The sequence below is a fragment of the Bradyrhizobium sp. Arg816 genome, from assembly GCF_029989365.1.
In the GTDB taxonomy this organism is placed as follows: Bacteria; Pseudomonadota; Alphaproteobacteria; order Rhizobiales; family Xanthobacteraceae; genus Bradyrhizobium.
In genome coordinates this window covers 728,162-755,060 of sequence record NZ_JAPRAQ010000001.1, presented here as the reverse complement: position 1 = coordinate 755,060, position 26,899 = coordinate 728,162, and the positions used below count along the sequence as shown (strand labels likewise).

The following is a 26,899-nucleotide window of genomic DNA, read 5'->3' as shown; positions in this document are numbered from 1 at the left end:
GCCGAGCAGGGCACGGGCAGGGCAGCACCAGTGGCGGCTCATATCCACGAGATGACAGACGATGAATTTGAGGGCCGGCTTCGCATCCTCTTGCGCATCGTTTCCGCCTGCACCCTCGGGCTAGGCTCCTTTGCTGCAGGTTTATTGATCGGCGCCTTTGTTCTGTTTTGAACGAGGCGATTCACTCCAGAGCCTCGGAACGATAGGCGCCGGCGCGTCTTCTTGATCTAGATCAACCGATCGCCAATTCTGTGCTAATCTCATGTGGTCGACGCAAGGGACCACGGGGAACCCGAGTGACGAGTACAGTGAGGTCATCGCCGGCTTCGGAGGTGATGCTGGTCTCGACTTTGCCGGCGTTGCAGCTGATCTACGACACCGCCCCGATCGGGTTGGCCTGTCTGTCGCCGGACTGCCGCTATTTGCTGATCAACCAGCGTCTGACCGAGATCTGCGGCATATCCATCGAAGGCCATCTTGGACATACGGTCAGGGACTGCGTGCCGGCCCTGGCGGATTCCGTCGAGCAGATTGTGCGCTCGATCGTCGCGACGGGCGAGCCCGTGATCGGTATCGAGGTGGCGGGGCAGCGGGCCGATCGGGTCGAGGAGCGTTCCTGGGTTACCTATTGGCACCCGCTGCGAATGCCGGATGGCGAGATTGTCGCGGTCAACGTGGCGGCGGAGGAGATCACCGAACGCAAGCGCGCCGAGCGGGAGATTCGCAGCGCCAGGGACGCCGCTGAGACCGCGCTTCGCCATCTGCGCGATATCCAGGACACCCTGATCGAGGCAGAAAAGCTTGCGGCGCTCGGGCGCATGGTTGCCGGTGTCGCGCACGAGATCAACACGCCGCTCGGCAGCAGTCTGACGGTGGCATCGACGCTCCAGCGCAAGGCGGAGCAGTTCGCGGCGGAGGTCGCGCGGGGTAATCTCAAGCGCTCGACACTGACAGGGTTTCTGGAACTGGTCAGCGATGCGTCCGCGCAGCTGGTCACGAACCTCGGTCGCGCCGCCGAGCGGGTGCAATCCTTCAAGCAAGTGGCGGCTGACCAGACCGAGTCACTTCGGCGCGGCTTTGACGCAGGCGAGCTGACCGGGCAGGTTCTGTCGCAGTTCGAGCGGCAGTGGCGGGTGCGCGACATCGCGTTCAGCCTCCACTGCGAAACGAATCTCGCCATGGACAGCTATCCCGGGCCTTTCGGCCAAGTGCTCACCAATCTCGCAGTCAATGCGATGACGCACGCGTTCTCCGATGGTGAGACCGGGACGATCAACGTCTCGCTCCGTGCGGTCGATGATGACCACGTTGAGCTGCTGTTTGCTGATGACGGCTGCGGCATGGCTCCCGATGTGGAACGGCGGGCCTTCGACCCATTCTTCACCACGCGCCGGCACGACGGCGCCAGCGGCCTCGGTCTGCATATCGTGCACAGCATCGTCGTCGACCGGTTGGGTGGGCAGCTCCGGCTCGAGAGCCTGCCCGGCGCGGGGACGCGGTTTCAGCTCATCCTGCCGAGAATGGCGCCCGACCGGCGATAGCTGATCGTTTCCTCATCGGTAGTGCCCGGCTACTGCGTCGTGAACAGCACCGCCGCGATCGCGACGGAGAGGCTCACCGCCGATACGGTTGCCACAGTCGACAGCACCCCCATGCGCCTGAGCGCGATGGCGAAGGCGATGATGATCGGTGTCGCGGTCATCAGTCCGATTTGTGCATCGCTCATGTCGTCGCTCGCCACTCCGTGGAGTCCTGAGGCGGTTCGTAGCGCGATCCGGCCGGCCGGTCGTTGCGTCGGCGCAAACAAACGACGCGGCGTTTGCAGAGTTTGTCCGGCGACAAACTCGGATCGCGACGCCTGAGCTAAATCTGCCCGGTGTCCTGATCCAAAAAAGCAGATGTCGACAGCCGATTGCGAGCAACAGGGAACCGGCTGGGGAATTCTGGAAGATCTCCCCGGCGATCCCATGATCTGGGTGCTGATCTTCAGTGAGCTCGTCGCCTTCGGCCTGTTTCTCGGTGCCTTCACGGTCGCGCGCGCGATCCACCCCGCAGTGTTCGCGGCGGGGCAGGCGGTGCTAGATTCGAATCTCGCTGGTCTCAACACCGTCGTGCTGGTGACCAGCGGCTGGGCTGCGGCCCGGGCTACGAAGGCCGCGCGGACCAGCGAGAAGCAAGCCTCGCGCCGATGGCTCCTAACCGCCATAGCGCTCGGCGGCCTCTTCATCGCGATCAAGCTGACCGAATATGCCGAAGAGATCGGTCGCGGGATCGGCCTCGAGACCAGCCCGTTCTTCACGCTCTACTTCCTCCTGACCGGCTTCCATCTCCTGCACGTCTGCCTCGGCATCGTGATTCTCGCCGTGGTCTGCCGCCGCGCCGACATATCGGGCGTCGAGACGGGGGCCGCCTTCTGGCACATGGTCGATCTGGTCTGGATCGTGATGTTCCCGATTCTCTATCTGCTGCGGTGATGATGCCCGATCGCCTCGACATCACCTGGATCGCGCTGATCGGCCTCGCGCTGGCGACCATCCTGGTGCCACAGCTAGTGCCGCGACCGCTGCTCGGCGACGCTTTGTTGCTGACCTTCGCCGCCATCAAGGGCCGCCGCATTGCGCTCGATTTCATGGATCTCGGGGCCGCGCCGGCGCTTTGGCGCGGTCTGGTGAGTGCATGGATCCTCATCGTGGTGCTTGTTGCCTGGCTCGCCTCCGCCGTCGTCGCATTGATCTGACGCCGCCAACGCAGCGTTCATTGCGCCCGGACAAAGACCCGTCGGCACCAATCGGCAAGATACAGCATCACTGCTTCCTCACGACGGGACTCACAACGGAAAGGACTGGCAATGGCTGAACGCCTGACCAAGTCGGCGGCTCGAAACGTCTTCTACGGCGGCTCGGCCTTCTTCTTCGCCATCTTCATCGGGCTGACGGCGCACAGCCATTACTATATGGCGACGACCTCGACGGACGCGGCCACGCTGACATCGTCGGTCGCGCGCGGCAAGCATGTCTGGGAGAAGAACTCCTGCATCAATTGCCACACTTTGCTGGGCGAGGGCGCCTATTTCGCCCCCGAAGTCGGCAATGTCTGGGATCGCTGGGGCGGCAATGAGGATCCGGCCGGTGCGCGCGAGACGTTGAAGGCCTGGATGCAATCGCAGCCCTCGGGCGCGGAGGGCCGGCGCCAGATGCCGCAGTTCAACCTCACCGACCAGGAGCTGAACGATCTCGCCGACTTCCTGCAATGGACCAGCAAGATCAAGCGCCAGGAGTGGCCGCCGAACAAGGCCGGCTGACGCCTTCCACTTTCAAGGCCGCCTCTTTCAAGGCCTTGCCTCTTTCAAGACAGAGAGAACCCGAAATGAAATATCAAACCCAGAAAGTCGCGATGCTGTATTTCTACGGCGCGCTGACGCTGTTCCTGGCGCAGGTCCTGTTTGGCCTGCTTGCCGGGACCATCTACGTCCTGCCCAACACGCTGTCGGTGCTGCTGCCGTTCAACATCGTCAGGATGATTCACACCAACGCGCTGATCGTGTGGTCGCTGATCGGCTTCATGGGCGCGACCTACTTCCTGCTGCCGGAGGAAACCGAGACCGAGCTTTACAGCCCGCTGCTCGCAAAGATCCAGTTCTGGATGTTCTTTGGCGCCGCTGGCGTGGCTGTGGTCGGCTATCTGTTCCACTACCATGAAGGCCGCGAATTCCTCGAGCAGCCCTTCATCATCAAGGTCGGCATCGTGGTTGTCTGCCTGATGTTCCTGTTCAACGTGACGATGACGGCGCTGAGGGGACGCAAGACGACGGTCACCAACATCCTGTTGTTCGGCCTGTGGGGCGTTGCGATCTTCTTCCTGTTCGCCTTCTACAATCCGGCCAATCTCGCGGTCGACAAGATGTACTGGTGGTACGTCGTCCATCTCTGGGTCGAGGGCGTCTGGGAGCTGATCATGGCGTCCGTGCTCGCCTATCTGATGATCAAGCTCAACGGCATCGACCGCGAGGTGGTCGAGAAATGGCTCTACGTCATCATCGGCCTTGCGCTGTTCTCGGGCATTCTCGGCACCGGCCACCATTTCTACTGGATCGGCGCACCCGGCTACTGGCAGTGGATCGGCTCGCTGTTCTCCACGCTGGAAGTCGCGCCCTTCTTCACCATGGTGATCTTCACGGTGCAGATGACCTGGAAGGCCGGCCGCAAGCATCCGAACCGCGCCGCGCTGCTGTGGTCGGTCGGCTGCTCGGTGATGGCGTTCCTCGGCGCCGGCGTCTGGGGCTTCCTGCACACGCTGTCCTCGGTGAACTACTACACCCACGGCACGCAGGTCACTGCCGCACATGGCCATCTCGCCTTCTTCGGCGCCTATGTGATGCTGAACCTGTCGGTGATGGCTTATGCGATCCCGCAGATCAAGGGACGTGCGCCCTATAACCAGTGGCTCAGCATGACCAGCTTCTGGATCATGTGCACGGCGATGATGACCATGACTTTCGCGTTGACCTTTGCCGGCGTGATTCAGGTCCATCTCCAGCGCGTGCTTGGCCAGAGTTACATGGACGTGCAGGACCAGCTTGCCTTCTTCTACTGGGTGCGGCTCGGCTCCGGCGTGTTCGTCGCGATCTCTGCGCTGATGTTCGTCTGGGCGGTGCTGGTGCCCGGCCGCGAGAAGCGGGCGACTATCCCAGGCGTGCTCCAACCGGCCGAATGAACACAAGGCGGCCGCGCAAGTCGCGGCCGCCGTTCCAGAATGATTTCCGGAGAAGAACCATGACAGCAGCACTTCACGCCTTGGCGGCACCCGCGCTCGTGCTCCCGGCTTACGTTCCGAGCGGCAACGAATGCGGGCTGTTCGAGCACGCCTGGCGGCATCAGCTCCCGGTCCTGTTGAAGGGACCGACCGGCTGCGGCAAGACGCGCTTCGTCGCCCACATGGCGGCGCGGCTGGGATTGCCGCTTCACACCGTCGCCTGCCATGACGATCTCACCGCCGCCGATCTCACCGGCCGCTACCTGCTGAGAGGCGGCGACACCGTGTGGACCGACGGTCCGCTGACACGGGCGGTGCGCGAGGGCGGCATCTGCTATCTCGACGAAATCGTGGAGGCGCGCAAGGACGTCACGGTGGTGCTGCATCCGCTCACCGACGACCGCCGCATTCTGCCGCTGGAGCGGACCGGCGAGGAGCTGGTCGCGCCGAAGAGCTTCATGCTCGTGGTCTCCTACAATCCCGGCTACCAGACGCTGCTGAAGGCGTTGAAGCCGTCGACGCGTCAGCGCTTCGTTGCCATCGAGTTCGGCTTCCTGCCGCCGGAGCAGGAGGAGGCGGTGGTGTCCGCCGAAAGCGGGCTCTCGCCGGAGCGCGTGCGGCCGCTGGTTGGGCTGGCCAGCCGGCTGCGCGCGCTCAAAGGGCACGACCTGGAGGAGGGGGTCTCGACCCGTCTCGTCGTCTATTGCGCCACCCTGATTGCGGCCGGAGCCTCAATTGGCGATGCGGTGCTGGCCGGCATGATCGAACCGCTCACCGATGACGCAGACGTCAAGGCGGCGCTGCTCGACGTCGCACGCGCCGTGATCTCCTGAGGGTGATGCGATGCTCGATTTCCTCGAGCTTGAAGAAACCGTCGGCCGCGCCTGGCATCGCCTGGTCGGCGGCACCGCGAGCTATCTGGTTTACGCCGAACACGCGGTGTCCCTCGCGGAGGTGCGCAGCCGGATCGCGATCATGTTCCGCGCGCTTGGCGGGGAGACGGGCGTGCAGATCGCCAGCGCGAGTGCTCGCCGGACTGGGCATCGGCTTGGATGGCGGCAGCGCATCGGGCTCGGCGACGAGCGGCTCGAGCAACCGGGGCGTGACGCCGCGACGATCTTCCTGCCCGACAACATCGCGATCTTCGCCGATCGCGGGCTGAATGCTGCGCTGTACCGGTGGCTGGCCGTGTGGTTTGCCTTTGCGCCGGTCGACGCTATCCCCGAGGCCGATCCGTTGCGGCGCGACCTGTTGATGCTGCGGCGGGCCAGCGAGATCGCGGTGCTTGTGCTGACGGAATGTCCCGGCCTTGCCGGGGACTACGCCCGGCTGGCCGCGGCCACGGCCATGGCGCGGCCGCACCGGCCATTGCCGCGCATCGAGCAGGACATGGAGCAGATCGTGCTTGCTCTGCTCGGCGCCGGTACGCCGCCGGTGGGAAAGCTGTGGCCGGCGATGATGGGGACAGAGCCGCTGCCGGACAGGGCGCCGCCGGGCTATCGTTCGATCCTGCCATGCCCGCTCTGGGGCGATTGCTGGACACGGGAGCTGTCACCCGCACATGCGGGCGATGACGCGTGCGGGCCGACCGCCGCGCCAGCGCCATCAGACGATCGCAAGCGTTTCGCCGTCCGTGAGCGCGAAGACGGCACCGATCGCCGCGACCCGTTCGTGCTCAATCGCTTTGAAAAGATCCTCGCGATGGCCGAGATGATCAATGTCGATCGCCCGGCTGACGACAGTGAGGACGAGGAAGCGCAGAAGGCAGCCGACGACCTCGAGGAGATCACGCTCAGCCGCCGCAGCGGCAAGCCGGCGAGCCGGCTCAAATTCGATCTCGACCTGCCGCCGGAAGCCCTCGATGCCTCGCGATTGAACGCCGACCTGAGCTATCCCGAATGGGATTATCGCAGCGGCTCCTATCTGCCCGATCATTGCCGCGTGCTCGCGGGTGCGGCCTCCGAGCTGGGTGAGAGCTGGACGCCTGACGACGCCATGTGTCGGCATATCCGCCAGGTGCGCCGCCGCTTCGAGGTGTTGCGGCCGCGTCACGAATTGATGCGCGCCCAAGCCGATGGTCACGATCTCGACCTCGATGCGCTCGTGCGTGCGCGGTGCGATCTCCGCGCCGGCAGCGGCGGCGGTCTCGATCGCATCCATGTCGCGATGCGCCCGCAGGGGCACGATCTCGCCGTCACCCTGCTGGTGGACGTCTCGCTCTCGACGGATGCCTGGGTCGACGGTTACCGGGTGCTCGACGTCGAGAAGGAGGCGCTGCTGGTGCTTGCGCATGGCCTGTCGGCCTGCGGCGATCACCACAGCATCCTCACCTTCACCTCGCGCCGACGTTCCTGGGTACGGCTCGAAACGGTCAAGGCCTTCGGCGAGCCGATGAGTGGGGCGATCGAGCGCCGGATCGGCGCGCTGAAGCCTGGCTATTACACACGGATCGGCGCGGCGGTACGCCACGCCTCGACCGAGCTGGCGCGCCAGCCGCAGCGCAAGAAGCTGCTGCTCGTTCTCACCGACGGCAAGCCGAACGACGTCGATCATTATGAGGGGCGCTTTGCAGTCGAGGACACCCGCAAATCCGTGCAGGAGGCGCGGCGGCTTGGCATCGCGGTCTTCGGCGTGACGGTCGATGCGACGGCGCAATCCTACGTCCCGACGCTGTTCGGCCGCAGCGGCTACGCCATCGTCGGCAATATCTGTCGATTGCCTGCGGCGCTGCCGGCGATCTATCGACAGGTCGCCCATTGACCCCGGAAAGCCCGCCACGCGCCTCTTCGGTGAACTATTGCTCAAAGCATGGGTATATGATCGAATGGCCGGATGGACCGAAGCCGGCAAAGGCCCGATCTCGTCATCTTCGACTGCGACGGCGTGCTCGTCGACAGCGAGCTCTTGAGCTGCCAGTGCCTTGTCGACGAGCTGTCCGGATTCGGGATATCGCTGACACTTGTGCAGGCGCTCGAGCTGTTTCTCGGGCGAAGCACGAGCGCGGTCACGCAGCATTATCGCGAATTCGGCCAGGCGGTGCCGGCCGATTTTCCCGTCCGGCTGAAGGCGCGCGTACTGACCGCCTTCGAGAAGGCGCTCGATCCGATTCCCGATGCCGATACCGTCCTGTCCGGCCTGCGCGTGCCGAATTGCGTGGCCTCGTCGAGTGATCTCGACCGCGTCGCGCTGTCTCTGAGGGTGACCGGTCTCGCGCCCCATTTCGGCGACCGGATCTACACGGCGCAGATGGTCACGCACGGCAAGCCCGCGCCGGATCTCTTTCTCCACGCGGCGGAGAAAATGGGCGCGCAACCCGCGCGCACGCTGGTGATCGAGGACAGCGTCAGTGGCGTGCTGGCCGCGAAGGCTGCCGGCATGACCGTCTGGGGATTTGTCGGCGGCAGCCATTATCGCGGGCGCGACGGCCAAGCTATATTGTCCCGCGCCGGGGCCGATCGGGTCTTCGCGCACATGAGCGATTTCTGGGAGGCGTAGGCCGCCATGGCCGTCGAGAACGAAAAGTCCAGGCTCGACGATGCCGCGCGTGCCGGCTGGCTCTATTTCATTGCCGGTCACACCCAGGACGAGATCGCAAAGATGCTGCAGGTCTCGCGGGCCTCCGCGCAGCGGCTGGTCTCGCTGTGCCTTGCCGAGCGTCTCATCACCTTCCGTCTCGAACATCCCATCGCCGCCTGCATGGAACTGGCGGCACGCCTGAAGGCGCGCTTCGACCTCAGCCATTGCGAGGTGGTGCCGGCCGATCCTGCCGCGCCGCAGGCCACGGCGGGCATCGCCGAACGCTGTGCCAACCTGCTGGATTCGACGTTGCGTTCGGAAACGCCCGTCATCGTCGCGCTCGGTACGGGCAGGGCGGTGCGCGCTGCGGTCGAGCGCGTGACGCCGATCGACCGGCCCAACCACCAGATCGTCTCGCTGGTCGGCAACATCTCCGCCGACGGCTCGGCGAGCTTCTACGACACCGTCGGCCGGCTCGCCGACCGCACCGGCGCGCGGCACTATCCGATGCCGCTGCCGTTCCTGATGTCGTCGGAGGACGAGCGCAACAAGATGGTGCGGATCGAGCCGATCGCGAAGGTCAAGGCGGTCGCCGCCAAGGCTGACTTGCGCCTCGTCGGCATCGGTCAGATGGACCAGAAGGCGCAAATCCACATCGACGGCTTCGTCACCCGCGACGAATTGTTCGAGATGATGCGGCAGGGGGCGATCGGCGAAATCACCGGCTGGGCCTATGATGCCAAGGGCCGCCTGCTCAAGGCCGGCACCAACAAGCGCCTCACCAGCATTCCGCCGGAAGTGCCGGCCAAGACCACCACGATCGGCGCCGCGGTCGGTGCGGCCAAGGTGCCGGCGATCGCGGCCGCGCTGAACGGGCACCTGATCAACGGCCTGATCACGGACGAGGCGACGGCAAGGGCGATTCTGGAGCGGTAGGGCGGGCGATCTCACGACTTGCGCGACTGTCATCATCCGCGAAAGCGGATGATCCAGTACTCCGCGGCCCCGCTTGGGGCAAACCAACTCACGACACGGCGTACTGGATGCCCCGCCTTCGCGGGGCATGACGGGGGTGGGTGGTGCACCGCAGCACTCATAAGTTGCGGGAACGCCCGCGCGCCTGCTTGACAAGCGTCGCACCTCGTCCGAACATACGCTCAACGCGTGGGCATATGCTCAGAAGCGCGATCCTAGGGAGGTCACCGTGAAACACGTCCTCGGCGCCGTCTGCGGCGCGTCTTGCCTGTTGTTGGCTGTCCCTGTGATGGCCGAAACGACCCTGACCATCGCCACCGTCAACAATGGCGACATGATCCGCATGCAGGGGCTGGCCAGCGAATTCACCAAGAAAAATCCAGACATCACCGTCAAATGGGTGACGCTGGAGGAGAACGTGCTGCGCCAGCGCGTCACCACCGACATCGCCACCAAGGGCGGCCAATTCGACGTTTTGACCATCGGCACCTATGAGGTGCCGATCTGGGCCAAGAAGGGCTGGCTGGTGCCGCTCGCCAATCTCGGCGCCGACTACGACGTCGCCGACCTCTTGCCGAAGATCAAGGACGCGGTCTCCGTCGACGGCAAGCTCTACGCCGCGCCGTTCTATGGCGAGAGCTCGATGGTAATGTATCGCACCGACCTGTTCGAGAAGGCCGGCCTGAAGATGCCGGAAAAGCCGACCTGGGATTTCGTCATCGACGCCGCCAAGAAGCTCACGGACAAGAGCGCCGGCACCTACGGCATCTGTCTCCGCGGCAAGGCCGGGTGGGGCGAGAACATGGCGTTCCTGTCGGCCATGGCCAATTCCTACGGCGCGCGCTGGTTCGACGAGAAGTGGGAGCCGCAGTTCAACACGCCGGAATGGAAGACGACGCTCACGACTTACGTCAATCTCATGAAGGACGCCGGCCCTCCCGGCGCGAGCGCCAACGGCTTCAATGAAAACCTGGCGCTGTTCAACGCCGGAAAATGCGCGATGTGGATTGATGCGACGGTCGCTGCGTCCTTTGTCACCAACCCGAAGGAGTCCCAGGTCGCCGACAAGGTCGGCTTCGCGCTCGCGCCCAACACGGGGCTCGGCAAGAACGCCAACTGGCTGTGGGCCTGGAGCCTTGCAATTCCCGCCGGCTCGAAGAAGTCGGACGCGGCCGAGAAGTTCATCGCCTGGGCGACGAGCAAGGATTACACCAAGCTCGTGGCGTCGAAGGAGGGCTGGGCCAACGTGCCGCCAGGCACGCGGACCTCGCTCTACCAGAACGAGGACTATCTGAAAGTCGCGCCCTTCGCGAAGCTGACGCTGGCCTCGATTGATGCTGCCGACCCGAACAAGCCCACCGTGAAGCCGGTGCCTTACGTCGGCGTGCAATACGCGGCGATCCCCGAATTCCAGGGCATTGGCACGCAGGTGGGCCAGCAATTCTCCGCCGCGCTCGCGGGATCGATGACGGTCGATGCCGCGCTTACCGCGGCGCAGTCCGCCACCGAGCGCGAGATGAAGCGCGCCGGCTACATCAAGTGAACCCGAGCTCTCCCTCCTGAGCTCAAACTGGCGGCCATCCACCAGCCAGCCCCGAATGGATGGCCGCCTTCTTCCTCCCAGCGGAGACGCCAAGGATGGCAACCCGGCAGACGCAGTTTCTTGCGCGTTCGCTCCTGACGCCTGCGGTCGGGCTGCTCTTCATCTGGATGATCGTTCCGCTGGCGCTGACGATCTATTTCTCGACCCTGCATTACAGCCTGCTCGATCCCGGCTCCGAGGCGTTCGTCGGCCTGGAGAATTTCCGCTACTTCCTCACCGATCCCGCCTTCCTCGCCTCGCTCCGGAACACACTGGTGCTGGTCGGCTCAGTGCTGGCGCTGACGATCCTGCTCGGCATCCCCCTGGCGCTGCTGATGGACCAGCCCGTGATCGGCCGCAACATCGTGCGGCTGATGGTGATTGCGCCGTTCTTCGTGATGCCGACGGTGAGCGCGCTGGTCTGGAAGAACCTTTTGATGCATCCGGTCTCCGGCCTGTTCGCCTGGCTCGCCAAGCTGGTCGGGTTGACGCCGATCGACTGGTTCACCGACGCGCCGCTGCTCGCGGTGATCCTGATCGTCGCCTGGCAATGGCTGCCGTTCGCGACGCTCATTTTGCTGACCGCGCTGCAATCGCTCGACGAGGAGCAGAAGGAGGCCGCCGAGATGGACGGCGCCAGCGCCGTCTCGACCTTCATCTATATCACGCTGCCGCACCTTGCGCGTCCCATCACCGTGGTGATCCTGATCGAGACCATCTTCCTGCTCACGGTGTTCGCGGAGATCTTCGTCACCACCGGCGGCGGACCGGGCCTGCAAACCACCAACATCGCCTTCCTGATCTATTCGCAGGCGCTGATCCAGTTCGACGTCGGCAGCGCCTCCGCAGGCGGCCTCGTTGCGGTCGTGATCGCCAACGTCGTCGCTTTCTTCCTCGTCCGCATCGTCGGCCGCAATCTGGAGGCTTGAAACATGGCGCGGATGGCGACGACGCAGCGGGTGGTGGTCTCGACGATCGGAGCGTGGTTCTTCGGCTTCCTGATCTTCTTCCCGATCCTCTGGATGGTGCTGGCGAGCTTCAAGACCGAGTTAGAGGCCTTCGCCATTCCCCCGTCCTTCCTGTTCTTCCACTGGACCACGGAAAACTACGCGACTGTGCAGGAGCGCAGCGACTATTTCCACCACGCGATGAACTCGATCATCATCGCCGGCGGCTCGACGCTCATTGCGATGCTGATCGCGATCCCCGCGGCCTGGTCGATGGCATTCTCGCCGACCAAGCGCACCAAGGACATCCTGCTCTGGATGCTCTCGACCAAGATGATGCCGCCGGTCGGCGTGCTGGTACCGATCTATTTGATCTTCAAGACCTTCGGCCTGCTCGATTCCCGTATCGGCCTCGTCTTCATCCTCTGCCTCGGCAATCTGCCGATCGTGATCTGGATGCTGTTCACCTATTTCAAGGAGATTCCGCGCGACATCCTCGAGGCCGCGCGCATGGACGGCGCCACGATAGGCCGCGAGCTCGTCTACGTCTTGACGCCAATGGCGATCCCGGGGCTGGCGTCGACCATGCTGCTCAATCTGATCCTGGCCTGGAACGAGGCGTTCTGGACGCTGAACCTTTCAACGTCGAACGCCGCACCTCTCACGACGTTCATCGCCTCCTATTCGAGCCCGGAAGGGCTGTTCTGGGCAAAGCTGTCGGCGGCCTCGACGCTGGCGATCGCGCCCATTCTCGTCCTCGGTTGGTTCAGCCAGAAGCAGCTCGTGCGCGGGCTCACCTTCGGCGCGGTGAAGTAAAGGGGCTGGCGGATCATGGGTCAGATCACACTTCAGGACGTACAGAAATCCTTCGGTCCTGTGCACATCATCAAGGGTGCCGACCTCGAGATCGCCGACGGCTCCTTCGTGGTGTTCGTAGGTCCCTCGGGCTGCGGCAAGACCACGCTGCTGCGGCTGATCGCCGGGCTCGAAGACGTCTCAGGCGGCAAGATCCTGATCGACGGCAAGAACGTCGTCGACACGCCGCCGGCCAAGCGCGGGCTGTCGATGGTGTTTCAGTCCTATGCGCTCTATCCGCACATGAGCGTCCGCGGCAACATCGGCTTCGGCCTGAAGATGGCAGGCCTTTCCAAGGACGAGACCAACCGCAAGGTCGAGGCAGCGGCCGCGACACTGAACCTCACACCCTATCTCGATCGCAAGCCGCGCGAGCTCTCCGGCGGCCAGCGCCAGCGCGTCGCGATCGGCCGCGCCATCGTCCGCGAGCCCAAGGCATTCCTGTTCGACGAGCCGCTGTCCAACCTGGATGCGGCCTTGCGCGTGCAGATGCGGATAGAAGTCACGCGGCTCCAGAAGCAGCTCGGCACCACTGCGATCTACGTCACCCACGATCAGGTCGAGGCCATGACCATGGCCGACAAGATCGTCGTGCTGAACGGCGGCAAGATCGAGCAATATGGCTCGCCGCTGGAGCTCTATGAGCGACCCGCCAATCTCTTCGTCGCCGGCTTCATCGGCTCGCCGAAGATGAACTTCGTCACTGGCGAGCACGCCTTGCAGAAGGGCGCGGCGACGATCGGCGTGCGGCCGGAGCATCTCAAGATCGAGCGCGACGGCGCCGGCGGCTGGCAGGGAACGATCGCGGTCGCCGAGCATCTGGGCAGCGACACCTTCCTGTATGTCGATGCCGGACCGCTCGGCATGCTGACGGCGCGCTACATCGGCGAATTGAGCCTGCATGCCGGCGACCGCGTGTCGCTGGTGCCGGATCCCGCGCGCATCCATCGCTTCGACGAGAGCGGCAACGCGCTTCGGGGCTGACAAGAAACGGCAAGAGACGGCAAGAGACGGAAAGACCACCATGTATCTCGAAAAATTCAAGCTGAGCGGCAAGACCGCGTTCATCACCGGCGGCGGGCAAGGCATTGGCCTCGCCTGCGCGGAAGCGCTGGCCGAAGCCGGCGCGAAGGTCATCATCGGCGATCGCGACAGCAAGGTCGCCGGCGATGCCAAGGCCAGCCTGAAGGCGAAGGGTTTTGACATCGAGACTGCGATCATGGACGTCACCGATACCAAGCGCGTGGCTGAGGTCGCCAACGACCTCGTCGCCCGCCACGGCAAGGTCGACATCCTCGTCAACAATGCGGGCATTGCCCGCAGCGAGACGCCGGCCGAGACCGTCACCGACGAGCACTGGCTCAACGTCATCGACGTCAATCTCAACGGCACCTTCTGGTGCTGCCGCGAATTCGGCAAGCACATGCTCAACGCCAAGAGCGGCGCCATCGTCAATGTCGGCTCGATGTCCGGCTTCATCGTCAACAAGCCGCAGGAGCAGTGCTTCTACAACGCCTCCAAGGCCGGCGTGCATCATCTGACCAAGTCGCTGGCCGCCGAATGGGGGGCGCGGGGCATCCGCGTCAACGCGGTGGCCCCGACCTATATCGACACGCCGCTCAATGCCTTCGTGAAGAGCACCCCGCGAATGTACGACGCCTGGATCGGCGGAACCCCGATGGGGCGGATGGGGCAGGTCGAGGAGATCGCCTCGGTCGTTTTGTTCCTGGCCTCCGAAGCGGCGAGCTTGATGACCGGCAGCATCGTGCTGGTGGATGGCGGCTACACTTGCTGGTAGGCTACCGTCAAAACTGACGAGAGCTTCCGGGAGCGACAATGCCGCGAGCGTATATCGGCGTCGACGTGGGGACCACGAGCACGCGGGCCGGGGTGTTTGACGAGGCGGGCACACTGCTCGCGACCGCCAAGCATCCGATTCGGATCTGGCACGAGGCCGGCGATATCGTCGAGCAGTCGTCGGAGGATATCTGGCAGGCCTGTGTCAAATCGGTGCGGGCGGCGATGGCAGAAGCCGCCATCGCGCCCGACAGCGTCGGCGGCATCGGCTTTGATGCGACCTGTTCCCTCGTGGTGCTCGATCCCAGGGGCGAGCCCGTCACGGTCAGCGCCTCCGGCGACAGGCAGCGCAATGTCATCGTCTGGATGGATCACCGCGCCATTGCGGAAGCGCGTCTCATCAACGAGACCGCGGACGATGTGCTGCGCTATGTCGGCGGCTCGATCTCGCCCGAGATGGAAATGCCGAAGCTCCTTTGGCTGAAACGTCATTTGCGCGCGAGCTTCGATGCTGCCGGACATTTCTTCGACCTCGCAGACTATCTGACCTGGCGCGCCACCGGATCGCTGCAGCGCTCGACCTGTACGGTGACCTGCAAATGGAACTATCTCGCGCATGATGGTGGCGGCTGGAGCGCGCCTTTCTTTGAGCGCATCGGCCTCGCCGACTTCGTCAGCGAAAAATACACCCGCATCGGCACCGAAATCGTCGCGCCCGGGACGCGGCTTGGCACCGGTCTCACCAGCGCCGCCGCCGCCGATCTCGGCCTGACCGCGGGCACGCCGGTCGGGGCGTCCCTGATCGACGCCCATGCCGGCGGCATCGGCGCCATCGGTGGCCGTGACGGATCGGGTGGAACGAGCGACGTCACCGATCGTCTCGCCTACATCATGGGCACGTCGGCCTGCATCATGGCGACGACCAAGGAGCCGTGCTTCGTGCCAGGCGTCTGGGGGCCTTATTACTCCGGTATGGTACCTGATTTCTGGCTCAACGAGGGTGGCCAGTCCGCTGCGGGCGCCGCGATCGACCATCTCCTCAAGTCGCATCCCGGCCACGCGGAAGCGAGCGCCGCGGCGAAAAGCGAGGGTGTCGACCTCATCGAGTTCCTCGAGCGCCGCATCATTGCGCGCGCCGGCGATGCCAGCCGCGCCGCGCTGCTGGCGCGCGACGTCCACGTGCTCCCCGAATTTATCGGTAACCGCTCGCCCTATGCCGACCCTGACACTCGCGCGGTGATCGCGGGCCTCGATCTCGACACCGATGTCAGTTCGATGGAGCGGTTGTTCATCGCCGGCCTCTGCGGGCTGGCCTATGGCCTTGCGGAAGTGATCGAAGCCTTTGCCGCGCATGGCGTCCATGCCGGCATCATGATCATGGGCGGCGGCGCCAGCCGCAGTCCGCTGGTGCGGCAGATCATGGCCGACACCACGGGCCTCACCGTCGCGCTGCCGCAGACCAAGGAGCCGGTGCTGCTGGGTGCCGCGATGCTGGGCGCCGTCGCCGGCGGCGCCTATGCCTCGATCGGCGAGACCATGGCCAAGATGTCGGCGCTGGGCCGCAAGAGCGAGCCGACCGCGCCCGACATGGCCGCGTTTCACAGCAGGAAGCGCGAAGTGTACAAGCTGCTGCGCGAGGTCGATCGCGGCAGCCGCGCGGCGATGCGCGAGGGTGCCGGAGGTTGAAACGGATGTTGATTGCCTGCGGCGATGCGCTGATCGATTTCGTCCCGACGCAAAACACCGAGGGGCGCGAGGCGGTGATGCCTGCGGTCGGCGGCTCCTGCCTCAACGTCGCGATCGGCATGGCGCGGCTCGGCGCGCCGACCGGCTTCGTCGGTGGTATCTCGACCGACATGTTCGGGCGTATGATCGCCGATCACGCCGCCGCGTCGAACGTCGAGTTGGGGCTGGCCACCCGCGGCGATCACCAGACCACGCTCGCCTTCGTGCGCATCGTGGCGGGCGAGTCGCATTATGCGTTCTATGACGCGGAGACCGCGACACGGAACTGGACCTACCGGCGTGGCACAATTCCGTTCGCGACGGTCGAGGCCATCCATGTCGGATCGACCACGCTGGTGAACGACCAGGGCGCGGCCGAGACGAAAGCCCTGATCGCGGACGCGCGCGCGACGTCGACGATCTCCTTTGATCCGAACTGCAGGCCCAATCTGGTCAAGGACAAGCCCGCCTATCTCGCGCGCATGACGGAGTTCGCAAGGACCGCCGATCTCATCAAGATGTCGGATGTCGACTTCGCGTATCTCTTCGGCGAGGAGCCATATCAGCAACGCGCGAACGCGTTGCTGGGGCAGGGCACGAGCCTCATCGTCATCACCCGCGGCAACCATGGCGCCATCGCCTGGCACGCGGGAGCAGGGCAGATCGAAGTGCCGGCACCGAAGGTCGAGATCGCCGACACCATTGGGGCCGGCGACAGCTTTCAGGCGGCGCTGCTGTTCGCCCTGCACAAGCAGGGCCGCATCGGCCGGCAGCAGCTGAAAGACATCGGCACGGACGAGCTTCGCCGCGCGCTGTCCTTTGCCGCCAACTGCGCCGGCCTGACCTGTACCCGCCCGGGCGCCGATCCGCCCTGGAGCCATGAAGTCACGTGGGGCGTCTAGCGCGGCTCCGCATCAAAGCCGTGCCACCACCTTCTCGGCGCATTTGAGGAAGGTGCGGATCAGCGGGCTTTGCGAATCCCGCCGCCAGCACACCGCGATATCGATGGAGTCGCTCGCCTCCCGCAGCGGCCGGAACACGATGCCCTGCGGCGCGCCGAGCTTCGCGCAGGCCGGCAGGATCGCAAGCCCTTCACCGGCGAGGACGAGGCTCATCGCCGAATGGACCGTCTCCACCCGGCTCGCGATCGGCATCACGATCTGATGCCGCCGCAGCAAGGCTGCGACCGCGGAGGAGGCAGGGTCTTGCTCCGGCGGCGGCAGCGCGATCAGCGGGCGGCCCTGGAGTCGCGCCATCGGCACGGCGCTTAGGCGCGCAAGCGGTGAGCGATTCGGCATCGCCAGCATGAACGGCTGCGCGCCGATCCGCGCCACCTGGATCTCGGGATGGTGGATCGCCGGCATGCACAGCGCGACGGTGACGCTGCGGTCGAGCAGCCGCGCCTCGCGCGTCGAGGCGCTGAGCTCGGCGAAGTCGAGGTCGACGCCGGGAATGGATCGCCGCAGCTCGGGGATCAGGCGCGGCAGCATGGCGTTCGCCAGCACGAACATGTATCCGACGGAAATCCGCCCGCGGCTCCCGGCCGCGACCGCGCGCGCGGCTTCGATGCCGTCGGCGGCCAGCGCCAGTGCTTCGCCGGCGCGCACCAGCAGGGCCTGGCCCGCTTCCGTCAGGTCCATGCCGCGCGTGCCGCGGCGGAACAGCGGCGCGCCGACCTCGGCTTCAAGCTTGCGGATCTGGACGGAGAGGGGAGGCTGTGCCATCCGCAGCCGTTCGGCGGCCTTGCCGACGCTGCGCGCCTCGGCCACGGCGACGAAGTAACGGAGCCGGCGAAGATCCATTGGCATACCGAAAACGTATGGGTTGGCGTCCAAAAACGTATTGGACGGCGAGTTAACAAAACTGTCATTCTCGATGTCAATGCAATGGCTGGGCCAACGGGGGCCGGCTTCGGAGCGTGATGTGACGATGAACGGCGATCCCTGCCTGCTATCTGCAACCGAACTGCGCGGCCTCATTGCCACGAAGAAGATTTCGCCTGTCGAAGTCACCCACGCCGTGCTCGCGCGAGCCGAGGCGCTTCAGCCCGAGCTGAACTGTTTCATCACGCTCTGCGGCGACGAGGCGATGGCGGCGGCCCGCGCGGCCGAGCGCAAGGTGATGGCGGGCGATCCGCTCGGCCTGCTGCATGGCCTTCCCGTCACCGTCAAGGACATCGTCAACACTGGGGGCGTGAAGACCACGTTCGGCGCCGTTCCCTACAAGGACAATGTGCCGAGCGAGGATGCTGTCGCGGTCGCAAAGCTCCGCGCGGAAGGCGCGATCCTGATCGGCAAGACCACGACCCCCGAATTTGGCAGCAAATGCCTGACCGACTCGCCCTTGTTCGGCCGCACCCGCAATGCGTGGGACGCGCGGCGCTCCTCCGGCGGCTCCAGCGGCGGCGCGGCGGTGGCGGTGGCGAGCGGCATCGCGCCGCTGGCGATTGCGACCGATGGCGGTGGCTCGACGCGGATTCCGGCCGCCTGCAATGGCGTGGTCGGGCTGAAGCAGAGCAACGGCGTGATAGCGCACAGCCAGGCGCTCGACGCCTTCGGCAACCAGACCTATGTCACGCCGACCACGCGCACCGTCGCCGATACCGCGCTGATGATGCAGGCGATGGCCGGCGAGGACTCATGCGATCCATGGTCGATCGGCGTGCCCGTGCCCGATTTCATCGGCACCGCCGCGCCGCGCGGCGATCTGCGCGGGCAAAAGATCCTATTCTGTGCGTCGCCGCCCGGCCGCCCGGTGTCGTCAGATGTCGCGGCCAGCTTCAAGGCGAGCCTCGAGCGGCTGGCCGGTTTCGGTGCCGAGCTCGAGGAGTTCTCCGGCGAGGGCTTTGACATCGAGCCGATCTGGCGTGCCATCAACCACACCGTCTGGCGCACGCGTTTCGCCAAGCTGGTGGCCGAGCATGGCGACGTCCTCAGCGAGGCCTTCGTCAAGCAGGTCGCGCTCGCGACCAATGTCAGCGGCGTCGCCTATCAGGAGGCGATGTTCGCGCGCACCGCGCTGTTCCGCCGCGTGCAATCCCTGCTTGCGCGCGGGCATCTTTTGGCGATGCCGACCCTCACCCGCACCGCGCTGCCGATCGACCAGGACCTGTTCGGCACCATCGAGATCGACGGCAAGCACTTCGACAGCGTCCGGCCGCACTGGTTCCCCTGGACCATGCCGTTCAACATGACCGGGCACCCCGCGATCAGTCTTCCCTGCGGCTTCGGCCGCGACGGCCTGCCGATCGGGCTTCAGCTCGTCGGGCGCTTTCGTGCCGATGCCGAATTGCTGCGCGTGAGCGCGCTGTTCGAGGCCTCGCACGATCTTCTGTCCCGCCGGCCCGGCTGAGGTGAGGCACATGCCGCAAAGGACTTGCCTCCGGCGCCCGGACATGTTGATCGTGCGGCGGATGAGCCCTGAAGCCGAGCGCGCATGAGCGTATTCTTTCTTCGACGTCTGTTGACCTTGCTGGCGACGCTGGTCGGCGCATCCGTGATCATTTTCCTGGTGCTGGACGCTCTTCCGGGCAACGCGGCGCAGATGCTGATGGGCGCCGATGCCTCGGCCGACGCGGTGCGCGCGCTCACCGTCAAGCTGGGGCTGGATCAGCCGCTGGCGGTTCGCTATCTGCAATGGATCAAGGGCCTCCTCGTCGGCGATCTCGGCAACAGCTATGTCTATGGCACGCCGGTCGCGAGCCTGATCGCGGAGCGGCTGGTGCTGACTATCCCGCTCGCGATCATGTCGATGCTGATCACGGTGACGCTGGCGCTCTCGGCCGGCATCTACACCGCGGCCAACCACAACAAGCTCGGCGACGTCGGCGTGATGTCGTTGACGCAGGTGGGCATCGCGCTGCCGAACTTCTGGTTCGCGATCCTCCTTGTCCTCCTGTTCTCGGTGCGGCTGCAATGGCTCTCGGCGGGCGGCTTTCCCGGCTGGGAGGATGGCATCTGGCTCGGCATCAAGTCGCTGCTGCTGCCGGCGGTCTCGCTCGCGGTGGTGCAGGCCGCGATCCTTGCGCGCGTCACGCGCTCGGCTGTGCTCGAAGTGCTGCGAGAAGACTTTGTCCGCACCGCGCGCGCGAAGGGTCTCGGCAAGCGCGAGGTGCTGTGGAGCCATGTGCTGCGCAACGCCATGATCCCCGTAATGACGGTGATGGGGCTGCAATTCGCCAATTTGCTCGCCGGCACCATCGTGATCGAGAACGTGTTCTACCTGCCGGGCCTCGGCCGCCTGATCTTCCAGTCGATCGCCAACCGCGACCTGATCGTGGTGCGCAATTGCGTGATGCTGCTGGCGGCCATGGTCGTCATCGTGAATTTCGTGGTCGACGTGCTCTACGCCTTCATCGATCCCCGCATCAAGGTCCAGGATTTGTGAGCGCACCACTGACCACTTCGGTCGACGCCCCGATCGTAACGCGTCCGCTGCCGGCCCGCACCTTCTGGGCCCGCGCGCTGCGTCACCGCAGCTTTGTGCTCGGCGGCGCGCTGAGCCTGCTGGTCCTCGCCTCGGCGCTGTTGTCGCTGGTGTGGACGCCGTGGTCGCCCTACGAGATCGACATCGCCTCGAAGCTCCGGCCGCCGTCGGCGGCACACTGGCTCGGCACCGATTCCTTCGGCCGCGACATCGTCTCGCTGCTGCTCGCCGGCGCGCGCTCGACCATTCTGGTCGGCATCATCGCCGTGAGCATCGGTCTCACCTTCGGTGTCTGCCTCGGCCTGGTCGCGTCGGCCAAGCGCGGCTGGACCGAAGAGATCATCATGCGTTTCTCCGATTTCACCTTCGCCTTTCCGGCGGTGCTCTCCGCGATCATGCTCGCCGCGGTCGTCGGGCCGGGCATGGTGACCTCGATCATCGCGATCGGCATTTTCCAGATCCCGACGCTGACCCGGCTGACACGCGGCTCGGCCAACGCGATCTGGGCGCGCGAATTCGTGCTGGCGGCGCGCGCCTCGGGCAAGGGCAAATTCCGCATCACCATCGAGCATGTGCTGCCCAACATCCTGTCGATCCTGATCGTGCAAGTCACCATCCAGTTCGCGCTCGCGATCCTTGCCGAAGCCGCGCTGTCCTATCTCGGTCTCGGCACGCAGCCGCCGCAGCCGTCCTGGGGCCGCATGCTGAACGATGCGCAGACGCTGCTGTTCCAGTCGCCGATGCTTGCGGTCTATCCGGGTGCGGCGATCGCCATCGCCGTGCTCGGGCTCAATCTGCTCGGCGACGGACTGCGCGATCTGCTCGATCCGCGACTGGCGCGGGAGCGATGACGATGGGGGAGCGCTCAACCCTGCCGCTGATCGAGGTCGCCAATCTCGGCGTGCGCCTCAACACCAGCCGCGGACCGGCACAGGCCGTGCGCGGCGTCAGCTTCACCCTCAAGCGCGGCGAGACGCTGGGTCTCGTCGGCGAATCCGGCTGCGGCAAGTCGGTGACGGCGCTGTCGCTGATGGGCCTCTTGCCGGACAGTGCTGTCGTGACCGGCAGCATCAGGCTTGATGGCAGCGAGCTCGCCGGTCTGTCGGATGCGGATTATTGCAAGCTGCGCGGCAACCGCATCAGCATGATCTTCCAGGAGCCGATGACGGCGCTCAACCCGATGCACACGATCGGCCATCAGGTTGCCGAGCCGCTGCGGCGTCACAAGAAATATTCGGCGGCACAGGCGCGCAAAGAAGCGATCGCCTTGCTCGACCGCGTCGGATTGCCCGATCCCGCAAGGCGGATCGACGCCTATCCGCATCAGTTCTCCGGCGGTCAGCGCCAGCGCGTCACCATCGCGATGGCGCTCGCCTGCGAGCCCGACCTGCTGATCGCGGACGAGCCGACCACGGCGCTCGATGTCACCATCCAGGGCCAGATCCTCGACCTCATCGCCGATCTCGTCGAGGAGCGCGGCATGTCGATGATCCTGATCTCGCACGATCTCGGCGTCATCGCCGAGAACGTGCAACGCATGATGGTGATGTATGGCGGCACGGTCGTCGAGAGCGGGCCGACCGACGAGGTGTTCCGCCGGATGGGCCATCCCTATACGCAGGGCCTGTTCCGCGCCCGGCCGAAGCTCGGCGCGCGCAAGGGGACGCGGCTGACGACGATCTCGGGCACGGTGCCCGAGCTTGCGGACTTGCCTGCCGGCTGCACGTTCGGCGATCGCTGTCCGCTGGTCGAGGACAAGTGCCGCGTGGCGCTGCTGGCGCTGGTCGAAGTCGGTCCCGGTCACGGGGTGCGCTGTGTGCGCACCGATGTCTCCATGGCCGCGAATGTCGGAGCGCTGCCCGCATGACCGCAGCGCCGCTTCTCGACGTCAAGAATCTCGAGCAGCGCTACACGCTGCCGCGTGAAAGCCTGTTCCGCCCGCCGGGCCAGGTGCGCGCGCTCAACGGCGTCAGCGTGCGGGTCGATGCCGGCAAGAGCCTCGGTATCGTCGGCGAGTCCGGTTCGGGCAAGTCGACCTTCGCGCGGGTGGTGATGGCGCTGGAGCGGCCGACATCGGGGCAGGTCGCGCTGCTCGGGCGCGATCTCAACCACATCTCGGCCGACGAGCTGCGTCGCGCGCGCCGCGATTTCCAGATGGTGTTCCAGGATCCCTACGGTTCGCTCGATCCGCGCCAGACCGTCGCGCGCATCGTCGCCGAGCCGCTGACCGTATTAGACGACGCCGACCGCACCACGTTCCGCGAACGTGTCGCCACCGTGCTGCGCCAGGTCGGCCTGCGCGACGCCGACATGGACAAATATCCGCACGAATTTTCGGGCGGCCAGCGCCAGCGCATCGCGATCGCGCGCGCGCTGATCACCCAGCCGAAGCTCATCGTCGCCGACGAGCCCGTTTCGGCGCTCGACGTCTCCGTTCAGGCGCAGGTGCTCAATTTGATGCAGGACCTCCAGGAGCAGTTCGGCCTGAGCTACATCCTGATCAGCCACGACCTCGCCGTGGTCGACTATCTCTGCGACGAGGTCGCGGTGATGTATCTCGGCCGGATCGTCGAGCAGGGCAGGCCGGAGGACCTGTTCGAGCGCTGTGCCCATCCCTATACGCGGGCGCTATTGGATGCCGTGCCGCGGGCGCGCGCCGGCGGGGGCCGGCGGCGGCGCGGGGCCCAGGCGATCGCCTCGCAATCGGCGGCGGCGAGCGGATGTCCCTATGTCGCGCGCTGTTCGCTTGCCGACCAGCATTGCCGCCAGGCCCTGCCTGAGCTACGCAAGGTCGGCGAAGCCCATCTCGCCGCCTGCCACAAGGCGGAGGCGGTGATGGCATTGCCGCACGCGGCCATGGAGGTTTAGTGTTCCCATGGAATTGGCGTAGGCTGAGACAAGAGAAGGCCGGGGAGTTACGCATGCTCAAGAAATTATCGATCGTCGCATTTGCCGCTGCGCTTGTCGCAGCACCGCTGCCGGTGCTGGCGCAGAGCAAGAAGGACAGCGTCGTCATGGGCATGACGCTGGAGCCGCCGGGGCTCGATCCCACCAACGCCGCAGCCGCCGCGATCGCCGAGGTCACGCTCTACAACATCTATGAGACCCTGACCAAGATCAACGAGGACGGCACCGCTTCGCCGCTGCTGGCGGAGAGTTGGACCGCTTCGCCCGACCTGAAGAGCTACACCTTCAAGCTGCGCAAGGGCGTCAAATTTCACAATGGCGAGCCGTTCGATTCCGCCGCGGTGAAGTTCTCGTTCGAGCGCAACGCAGTGCCGACCAGCACCAACAAGGACAAGAGCCTGTTCCAGGGCTTCGAGTCCGTTGCCACGCCCGACGCCGACACGGTCGCGATCACCCTGAAGAATTCCGAGCCGAACCTGCCATTCCTGCTGGGGCAGGCGAGCGCCTCGATCGTCGAGCCGAAGAGCGCGCCGACCAATGTGACGCAGCCGGTCGGGACCGGGCCCTACCAACTCGGCGCCTGGGCCAAGGGCTCCTCGATCACGCTGAACAAATGGACGGACTATCGCAATGCCGCGGCGATCAAGCTTGCGAAGGTGACGATCCGCTTCATTTCCGATCCGGCAGCGCAGGCCGCGGCGCTACTCTCGGGCGACGTGGACGCCTTTCCGCGCATCGCGACCCGCGTCGTTGCTCAATTCAAGGCCGACCCGCGCTTCACGGTGCTGATTGGCGGTTCCAAGGCCAAGACCATTGTCGCCATCAATGAGCGAAAGAAGCCGCTCGATGACGTCCGCGTTCGCCGCGCCATTCTCGCTGCGATCGACCGCAAGGCATTGATCGACGGTGCCGTCGAGGGGTTCGGCACGCCGATCGGCAGCTTCTACACGCCGGGATCGCTCGGCTATGTCGATACCACCGGCATCAACCCCTACGATCCCGAGAAGGCCAAGAAGCTGCTCGCCGAGGCCGGCGTCACCGCGCCGCTCGAGCTGTCGCTGAAGCTGCCGCCGCCGCCCTATGCGCGGCAAGGCGGCGAGATTGTCGCGGCCCAGCTTGCCAAGGTCGGCATCGTCGCCAAGATCGAGAACGTCGAATGGGCACAGTGGCTGTCGCAGGTGTTCGCCGGCAACGGCCCGCACAATTTCGACCTCACCATCGTCAGCCATGTCGAGCCGTTCGACCTCGTCAAGATCACCGAGCCGGACTACTATCTCGGCTACAACAACGACGCGTTCAACGCGCTCTACAAGCAGATCGTGTCGACGCCGGATGAGGCCGGCCGCGCCAAACTTCTCGGCGACGCCCAGCGCATGCTGGCGACCGATGCAGTCTCCGCCTACCTGTTCCAGCCGCAATGGCCCACTGTCATCAGCAAGAAGCTGAAGGGCGTCTGGAAGGAAGTCCCGCAGTTCGAGAACGACTTCTCGACCTGGTCCTGGGAGTAGGGACGCGTCGTCAAGTCGAGCCCGTCGCGTCAACGTTGACCTCTCCCCATCGGGGGAGAGGTCAAATTTTTTAGGCGACCCAAAACAAAAACCTGAAAAACAACCCCATGCACAGTAGCCGGGATTAAGCATTTCAATGGCTTGCGCGACCCGCTCAATGGCTTGCGTAGCCATGCGATGCGGTTGACCCGTCGGGCAAAACACCGGCAATATACAACCATCGCGGCGTCATGGTTCGGGACGCGCCGTCAGGCGAGGCACGCCATGAAGAAGCCATCCCGCCGCGATGCCGACATCGCCGCGGCTGTCGTCAGCGCTGACGCACCGATCACACTGAAGCTCGACAATGCGACGATGAGCGATATCGCTCATGCGCTGGCCAGCGGGCAGGTCACTGCCGCGTCGCTGACCAAATCCTATCTCGCGCGCATCGAGGCGTACGATCGCGGTGGGCCCGCGCTCAACTCCGTGCGCGCGATCAATCCCGACGCGCCTCACGATAGCGAGCAAGTTCGACGACGCCAAACCGTCGGCCAAGCGGCCGCTGGCCGGCATCCCGATCCTGGTGAAGGACAACATCGCGACCGGCGACGAGCAGCCGACGACGGCGGGCTCGCTGGCGCTGGAGGGCGCGCGCGCCAGGAGAGACGCGACAATCGTCAAGCTGCTGCGAAAGGCCGGCGCGGTGATCCTCGGCAAGGCGAACCTGACGGAGTTCGCCAACATTCTCGCGGCCGACATGCCCGCGGGATATTCCTCGCTCGGCGGTCAGGTGAAGAACCCCTATGCGCCGGCGCTGATCGATGATCGCGGCATTCCGGTCGTGCCACCGGGCGGATCAAGCGCTGGCTCGGCCGTCGCCGTAGCGGCCGGCCTGTGCGCAGCCTCGATCGGCACCGAGACGTCGGGCTCGCTGCTGTATCCCGCGAGCCAAAATGGCCTCGTCACCGTGAAGCCGACCGTCGGACTGGTCAGCCGGGCCGGGATCGTGCCGATCGCGCACAGCCAGGACACTGCAGGACCGATCACGCGTACGGTACGCGACGCGGCGATGCTGCTGAACGTGCTGGCTGCCCAGGACCCGCTCGACCCGGCGACGGAGCGGTAGCGGCGGCCGGCCGATTACACTGCCGATCTCACCAACGACGCGATGAGGGGCGCACGCATCGGCGTGCCGAGCGAGCCCGGCGATCCGCTCAACGATCGCTATTACGGCAAGCTGCCGCCTAGGTCGGCAAAGGTGATGGCCGATGCCATCAAGGTGCTAGAGGATCTTGGCGCGATCATCGTGCGCGCCAACATGCCGACACTCGGCTGGATCGGCGGGCCGGGTACGAACATGAACGTGCTCAACCGCAATCCTCTGAGTCGCAACCGGGGTAATCTGGCGACGCCGCCGATCGTCTTCCTCTACGAGCTGAAGCACGATCTCAATCTTTACCTGAAGGATTGGGCGACCAACACCGACATCAAAACCATGGCCGACATCGTGGCCTTCAACGAGGCTCATGCGGAGACGGCGCTGCGGTTCGGCCAGGACCTGTTTCTCGCCGCCAACATGACCAGAGGCGATCTCAGCGAGCGCGAGTATAAATCGGCGCGGGCCATGGACCTGCTCTCCGCCAAGACGCGCGGCATGGATGCCTACATGAACCAGCACAAGATCGACGCGGTGCTGTTTCCCGGCGCCGATGGCTGTGTGATCGCCGCGAAGGCAGGCTATCCCAGCGTCATGGTGCCCGGAGGATTCATCTCGGGCGCCGACGGCAAGGATACGCCCGATTATCCGCTTGGCATCACCTTCGCAGGCCGTGCCTGGAGTGAGCACAAGCTGCTGCGTCTGGCCTACGCCTATGAGCAGGCCACCAACATGCGTAAACCGCCGCCCGGCTTGCCCGCGCTTTAGATTT

Annotated in this window: 24 protein-coding genes and 1 pseudogene; 23 read left to right on the top strand and 2 right to left on the bottom strand. The window is 65.3% G+C overall.

Annotated features, from left to right (window positions below; genetic code table 11):
* Positions 1-335 precede the first annotated feature (335 nt).
* On the top strand, positions 336-1,541 hold the full coding sequence (locus OWC48_RS03375) for a sensor histidine kinase (protein WP_282518656.1): 1,206 nt from the start codon (positions 336-338) through the stop codon (positions 1,539-1,541).
* A 29-nt stretch (positions 1,542-1,570) separates the two neighbouring features.
* Here OWC48_RS03375 and OWC48_RS03370 read toward each other — a convergent pair whose 3' ends face one another.
* A complete protein-coding gene (locus OWC48_RS03370; protein ID WP_091892367.1) occupies positions 1,571-1,726 on the bottom strand; it encodes a hypothetical protein in 156 nt (51 codons plus the stop codon).
* 172 nt (positions 1,727-1,898) lie between these two features.
* On the opposite strand from OWC48_RS03370, the gene OWC48_RS03365 reads away from it, so the two are divergent.
* The 15 genes from OWC48_RS03365 to OWC48_RS03295 all read left to right on the top strand — a co-directional run bounded on the left by OWC48_RS03365 (position 1,899) and on the right by OWC48_RS03295 (position 17,051).
* Positions 1,899-2,474, top strand: a complete 576-nt coding sequence (locus OWC48_RS03365) for a cytochrome c oxidase subunit 3 family protein (RefSeq protein ID WP_282518655.1) — start codon at positions 1,899-1,901, stop codon at positions 2,472-2,474.
* Positions 2,475-2,476: 2 nt separating this feature from the next.
* Positions 2,477-2,737: a cytochrome C oxidase subunit IV family protein gene (locus OWC48_RS03360; protein ID WP_282518654.1), complete on the top strand. Its 261-nt coding sequence runs from the start codon at positions 2,477-2,479 to the stop codon at positions 2,735-2,737.
* Between the two features lie 111 nt (positions 2,738-2,848).
* Complete coding sequence (locus OWC48_RS03355) at positions 2,849-3,301, top strand: cytochrome c (RefSeq protein ID WP_071915501.1); 453 nt, start codon at positions 2,849-2,851, stop codon at positions 3,299-3,301.
* 65 nt (positions 3,302-3,366) lie between these two features.
* Positions 3,367-4,713 (top strand): cbb3-type cytochrome c oxidase subunit I, encoded by a 1,347-nt coding sequence (locus tag OWC48_RS03350; protein WP_282518653.1) that lies wholly within the window; start codon positions 3,367-3,369, stop codon positions 4,711-4,713.
* 59 nt (positions 4,714-4,772) lie between these two features.
* A complete protein-coding gene (locus OWC48_RS03345; RefSeq protein WP_282518652.1) occupies positions 4,773-5,585 on the top strand; it encodes a CbbQ/NirQ/NorQ/GpvN family protein in 813 nt (270 codons plus the stop codon).
* A gap of 10 nt (positions 5,586-5,595) precedes the next feature.
* On the top strand, positions 5,596-7,512 hold the full coding sequence (locus OWC48_RS03340; RefSeq protein ID WP_282518651.1) for a nitric oxide reductase activation protein NorD: 1,917 nt from the start codon (positions 5,596-5,598) through the stop codon (positions 7,510-7,512).
* A 72-nt stretch (positions 7,513-7,584) separates the two neighbouring features.
* Complete coding sequence (locus tag OWC48_RS03335; RefSeq protein WP_282518650.1) at positions 7,585-8,247, top strand: HAD family hydrolase; 663 nt, start codon at positions 7,585-7,587, stop codon at positions 8,245-8,247.
* 6 nt (positions 8,248-8,253) lie between these two features.
* Positions 8,254-9,204 carry a sugar-binding transcriptional regulator gene (locus OWC48_RS03330; protein ID WP_282518649.1) on the top strand — a complete coding sequence of 317 codons (951 nt, stop codon included), beginning with the start codon at positions 8,254-8,256 and terminating at the stop codon, positions 9,202-9,204.
* A 328-nt stretch (positions 9,205-9,532) separates the two neighbouring features.
* Positions 9,533-10,786, top strand: a complete 1,254-nt coding sequence (locus tag OWC48_RS03325; protein WP_282518962.1) for a sugar ABC transporter substrate-binding protein — start codon at positions 9,533-9,535, stop codon at positions 10,784-10,786.
* Between the two features lie 95 nt (positions 10,787-10,881).
* On the top strand, positions 10,882-11,754 hold the full coding sequence (locus tag OWC48_RS03320) for a carbohydrate ABC transporter permease (RefSeq protein WP_282518648.1): 873 nt from the start codon (positions 10,882-10,884) through the stop codon (positions 11,752-11,754).
* A 3-nt stretch (positions 11,755-11,757) separates the two neighbouring features.
* Complete coding sequence (locus OWC48_RS03315; protein ID WP_282518647.1) at positions 11,758-12,588, top strand: carbohydrate ABC transporter permease; 831 nt, start codon at positions 11,758-11,760, stop codon at positions 12,586-12,588.
* Positions 12,589-12,603: 15 nt separating this feature from the next.
* Positions 12,604-13,611 (top strand): ABC transporter ATP-binding protein, encoded by a 1,008-nt coding sequence (locus tag OWC48_RS03310; RefSeq protein ID WP_282518646.1) that lies wholly within the window; start codon positions 12,604-12,606, stop codon positions 13,609-13,611.
* Between the two features lie 40 nt (positions 13,612-13,651).
* On the top strand, positions 13,652-14,425 hold the full coding sequence (locus OWC48_RS03305; protein ID WP_282518645.1) for an SDR family NAD(P)-dependent oxidoreductase: 774 nt from the start codon (positions 13,652-13,654) through the stop codon (positions 14,423-14,425).
* A 38-nt stretch (positions 14,426-14,463) separates the two neighbouring features.
* Complete coding sequence (locus tag OWC48_RS03300; protein ID WP_282518644.1) at positions 14,464-16,110, top strand: FGGY-family carbohydrate kinase; 1,647 nt, start codon at positions 14,464-14,466, stop codon at positions 16,108-16,110.
* A 5-nt stretch (positions 16,111-16,115) separates the two neighbouring features.
* Positions 16,116-17,051 (top strand): carbohydrate kinase, encoded by a 936-nt coding sequence (locus OWC48_RS03295; protein WP_282518643.1) that lies wholly within the window; start codon positions 16,116-16,118, stop codon positions 17,049-17,051.
* Between the two features lie 12 nt (positions 17,052-17,063).
* Here OWC48_RS03295 and OWC48_RS03290 read toward each other — a convergent pair whose 3' ends face one another.
* Positions 17,064-17,951, bottom strand: a complete 888-nt coding sequence (locus tag OWC48_RS03290; protein WP_282518642.1) for a LysR family transcriptional regulator — start codon at positions 17,949-17,951, stop codon at positions 17,064-17,066.
* A gap of 127 nt (positions 17,952-18,078) precedes the next feature.
* Between OWC48_RS03290 and OWC48_RS03285 the strand changes: the two genes are divergently transcribed.
* The 7 genes and pseudogenes from OWC48_RS03285 to OWC48_RS03255 all read left to right on the top strand — a co-directional run bounded on the left by OWC48_RS03285 (position 18,079) and on the right by OWC48_RS03255 (position 26,895).
* Positions 18,079-19,500: an amidase gene (locus OWC48_RS03285; protein ID WP_282518961.1), complete on the top strand. Its 1,422-nt coding sequence runs from the start codon at positions 18,079-18,081 to the stop codon at positions 19,498-19,500.
* An 84-nt stretch (positions 19,501-19,584) separates the two neighbouring features.
* A complete protein-coding gene (locus tag OWC48_RS03280; protein ID WP_282518641.1) occupies positions 19,585-20,535 on the top strand; it encodes an ABC transporter permease in 951 nt (316 codons plus the stop codon).
* Positions 20,532-21,425 (top strand): ABC transporter permease, encoded by an 894-nt coding sequence (locus OWC48_RS03275; protein ID WP_282518640.1) that lies wholly within the window; start codon positions 20,532-20,534, stop codon positions 21,423-21,425. The genes OWC48_RS03280 and OWC48_RS03275 overlap by 4 nt, the downstream gene beginning before the upstream one ends.
* A gap of 2 nt (positions 21,426-21,427) precedes the next feature.
* Positions 21,428-22,441 carry an ABC transporter ATP-binding protein gene (locus tag OWC48_RS03270; protein WP_282518639.1) on the top strand — a complete coding sequence of 338 codons (1,014 nt, stop codon included), beginning with the start codon at positions 21,428-21,430 and terminating at the stop codon, positions 22,439-22,441.
* Positions 22,438-23,442, top strand: coding sequence for an ABC transporter ATP-binding protein (locus tag OWC48_RS03265; RefSeq protein ID WP_282518638.1), 1,005 nt, complete (start codon positions 22,438-22,440; stop codon positions 23,440-23,442). Before OWC48_RS03270 ends, OWC48_RS03265 begins: the two co-directional genes overlap by 4 nt.
* A 53-nt stretch (positions 23,443-23,495) precedes the next feature.
* Complete coding sequence (locus OWC48_RS03260; RefSeq protein WP_282518637.1) at positions 23,496-24,989, top strand: ABC transporter substrate-binding protein; 1,494 nt, start codon at positions 23,496-23,498, stop codon at positions 24,987-24,989.
* A gap of 448 nt (positions 24,990-25,437) precedes the next feature.
* Positions 25,438-26,895: pseudogene (locus OWC48_RS03255) on the top strand (amidase family protein).
* Positions 26,896-26,899 lie beyond the last annotated feature (4 nt).

Bases quoted from the DNA above. Each gene is read 5' to 3' on its own strand.
- OWC48_RS03375 (WP_282518656.1), top strand. From the start codon at position 336: ATGCTGGTCTCGACTTTGCCGGCGTTGCAGCTGATCTACGACACCGCC.
- OWC48_RS03370 (WP_091892367.1), bottom strand. From the start codon at position 1,726: ATGAGCGATGCACAAATCGGACTGATGACCGCGACACCGATCATCATC.
- OWC48_RS03365 (WP_282518655.1), top strand. From the start codon at position 1,899: ATGTCGACAGCCGATTGCGAGCAACAGGGAACCGGCTGGGGAATTCTG.
- OWC48_RS03360 (WP_282518654.1), top strand. From the start codon at position 2,477: ATGCCCGATCGCCTCGACATCACCTGGATCGCGCTGATCGGCCTCGCG.
- OWC48_RS03355 (WP_071915501.1), top strand. From the start codon at position 2,849: ATGGCTGAACGCCTGACCAAGTCGGCGGCTCGAAACGTCTTCTACGGC.
- OWC48_RS03350 (WP_282518653.1), top strand. From the start codon at position 3,367: ATGAAATATCAAACCCAGAAAGTCGCGATGCTGTATTTCTACGGCGCG.
- OWC48_RS03345 (WP_282518652.1), top strand. From the start codon at position 4,773: ATGACAGCAGCACTTCACGCCTTGGCGGCACCCGCGCTCGTGCTCCCG.
- OWC48_RS03340 (WP_282518651.1), top strand. From the start codon at position 5,596: ATGCTCGATTTCCTCGAGCTTGAAGAAACCGTCGGCCGCGCCTGGCAT.
- OWC48_RS03335 (WP_282518650.1), top strand. From the start codon at position 7,585: ATGGACCGAAGCCGGCAAAGGCCCGATCTCGTCATCTTCGACTGCGAC.
- OWC48_RS03330 (WP_282518649.1), top strand. From the start codon at position 8,254: ATGGCCGTCGAGAACGAAAAGTCCAGGCTCGACGATGCCGCGCGTGCC.
- OWC48_RS03325 (WP_282518962.1), top strand. From the start codon at position 9,533: ATGGCCGAAACGACCCTGACCATCGCCACCGTCAACAATGGCGACATG.
- OWC48_RS03320 (WP_282518648.1), top strand. From the start codon at position 10,882: ATGGCAACCCGGCAGACGCAGTTTCTTGCGCGTTCGCTCCTGACGCCT.
- OWC48_RS03315 (WP_282518647.1), top strand. From the start codon at position 11,758: ATGGCGCGGATGGCGACGACGCAGCGGGTGGTGGTCTCGACGATCGGA.
- OWC48_RS03310 (WP_282518646.1), top strand. From the start codon at position 12,604: ATGGGTCAGATCACACTTCAGGACGTACAGAAATCCTTCGGTCCTGTG.
- OWC48_RS03305 (WP_282518645.1), top strand. From the start codon at position 13,652: ATGTATCTCGAAAAATTCAAGCTGAGCGGCAAGACCGCGTTCATCACC.
- OWC48_RS03300 (WP_282518644.1), top strand. From the start codon at position 14,464: ATGCCGCGAGCGTATATCGGCGTCGACGTGGGGACCACGAGCACGCGG.
- OWC48_RS03295 (WP_282518643.1), top strand. From the start codon at position 16,116: ATGTTGATTGCCTGCGGCGATGCGCTGATCGATTTCGTCCCGACGCAA.
- OWC48_RS03290 (WP_282518642.1), bottom strand. From the start codon at position 17,951: ATGGATCTTCGCCGGCTCCGTTACTTCGTCGCCGTGGCCGAGGCGCGC.
- OWC48_RS03285 (WP_282518961.1), top strand. From the start codon at position 18,079: ATGAACGGCGATCCCTGCCTGCTATCTGCAACCGAACTGCGCGGCCTC.
- OWC48_RS03280 (WP_282518641.1), top strand. From the start codon at position 19,585: ATGAGCGTATTCTTTCTTCGACGTCTGTTGACCTTGCTGGCGACGCTG.
- OWC48_RS03270 (WP_282518639.1), top strand. From the start codon at position 21,428: ATGGGGGAGCGCTCAACCCTGCCGCTGATCGAGGTCGCCAATCTCGGC.
- OWC48_RS03265 (WP_282518638.1), top strand. From the start codon at position 22,438: ATGACCGCAGCGCCGCTTCTCGACGTCAAGAATCTCGAGCAGCGCTAC.
- OWC48_RS03260 (WP_282518637.1), top strand. From the start codon at position 23,496: ATGCTCAAGAAATTATCGATCGTCGCATTTGCCGCTGCGCTTGTCGCA.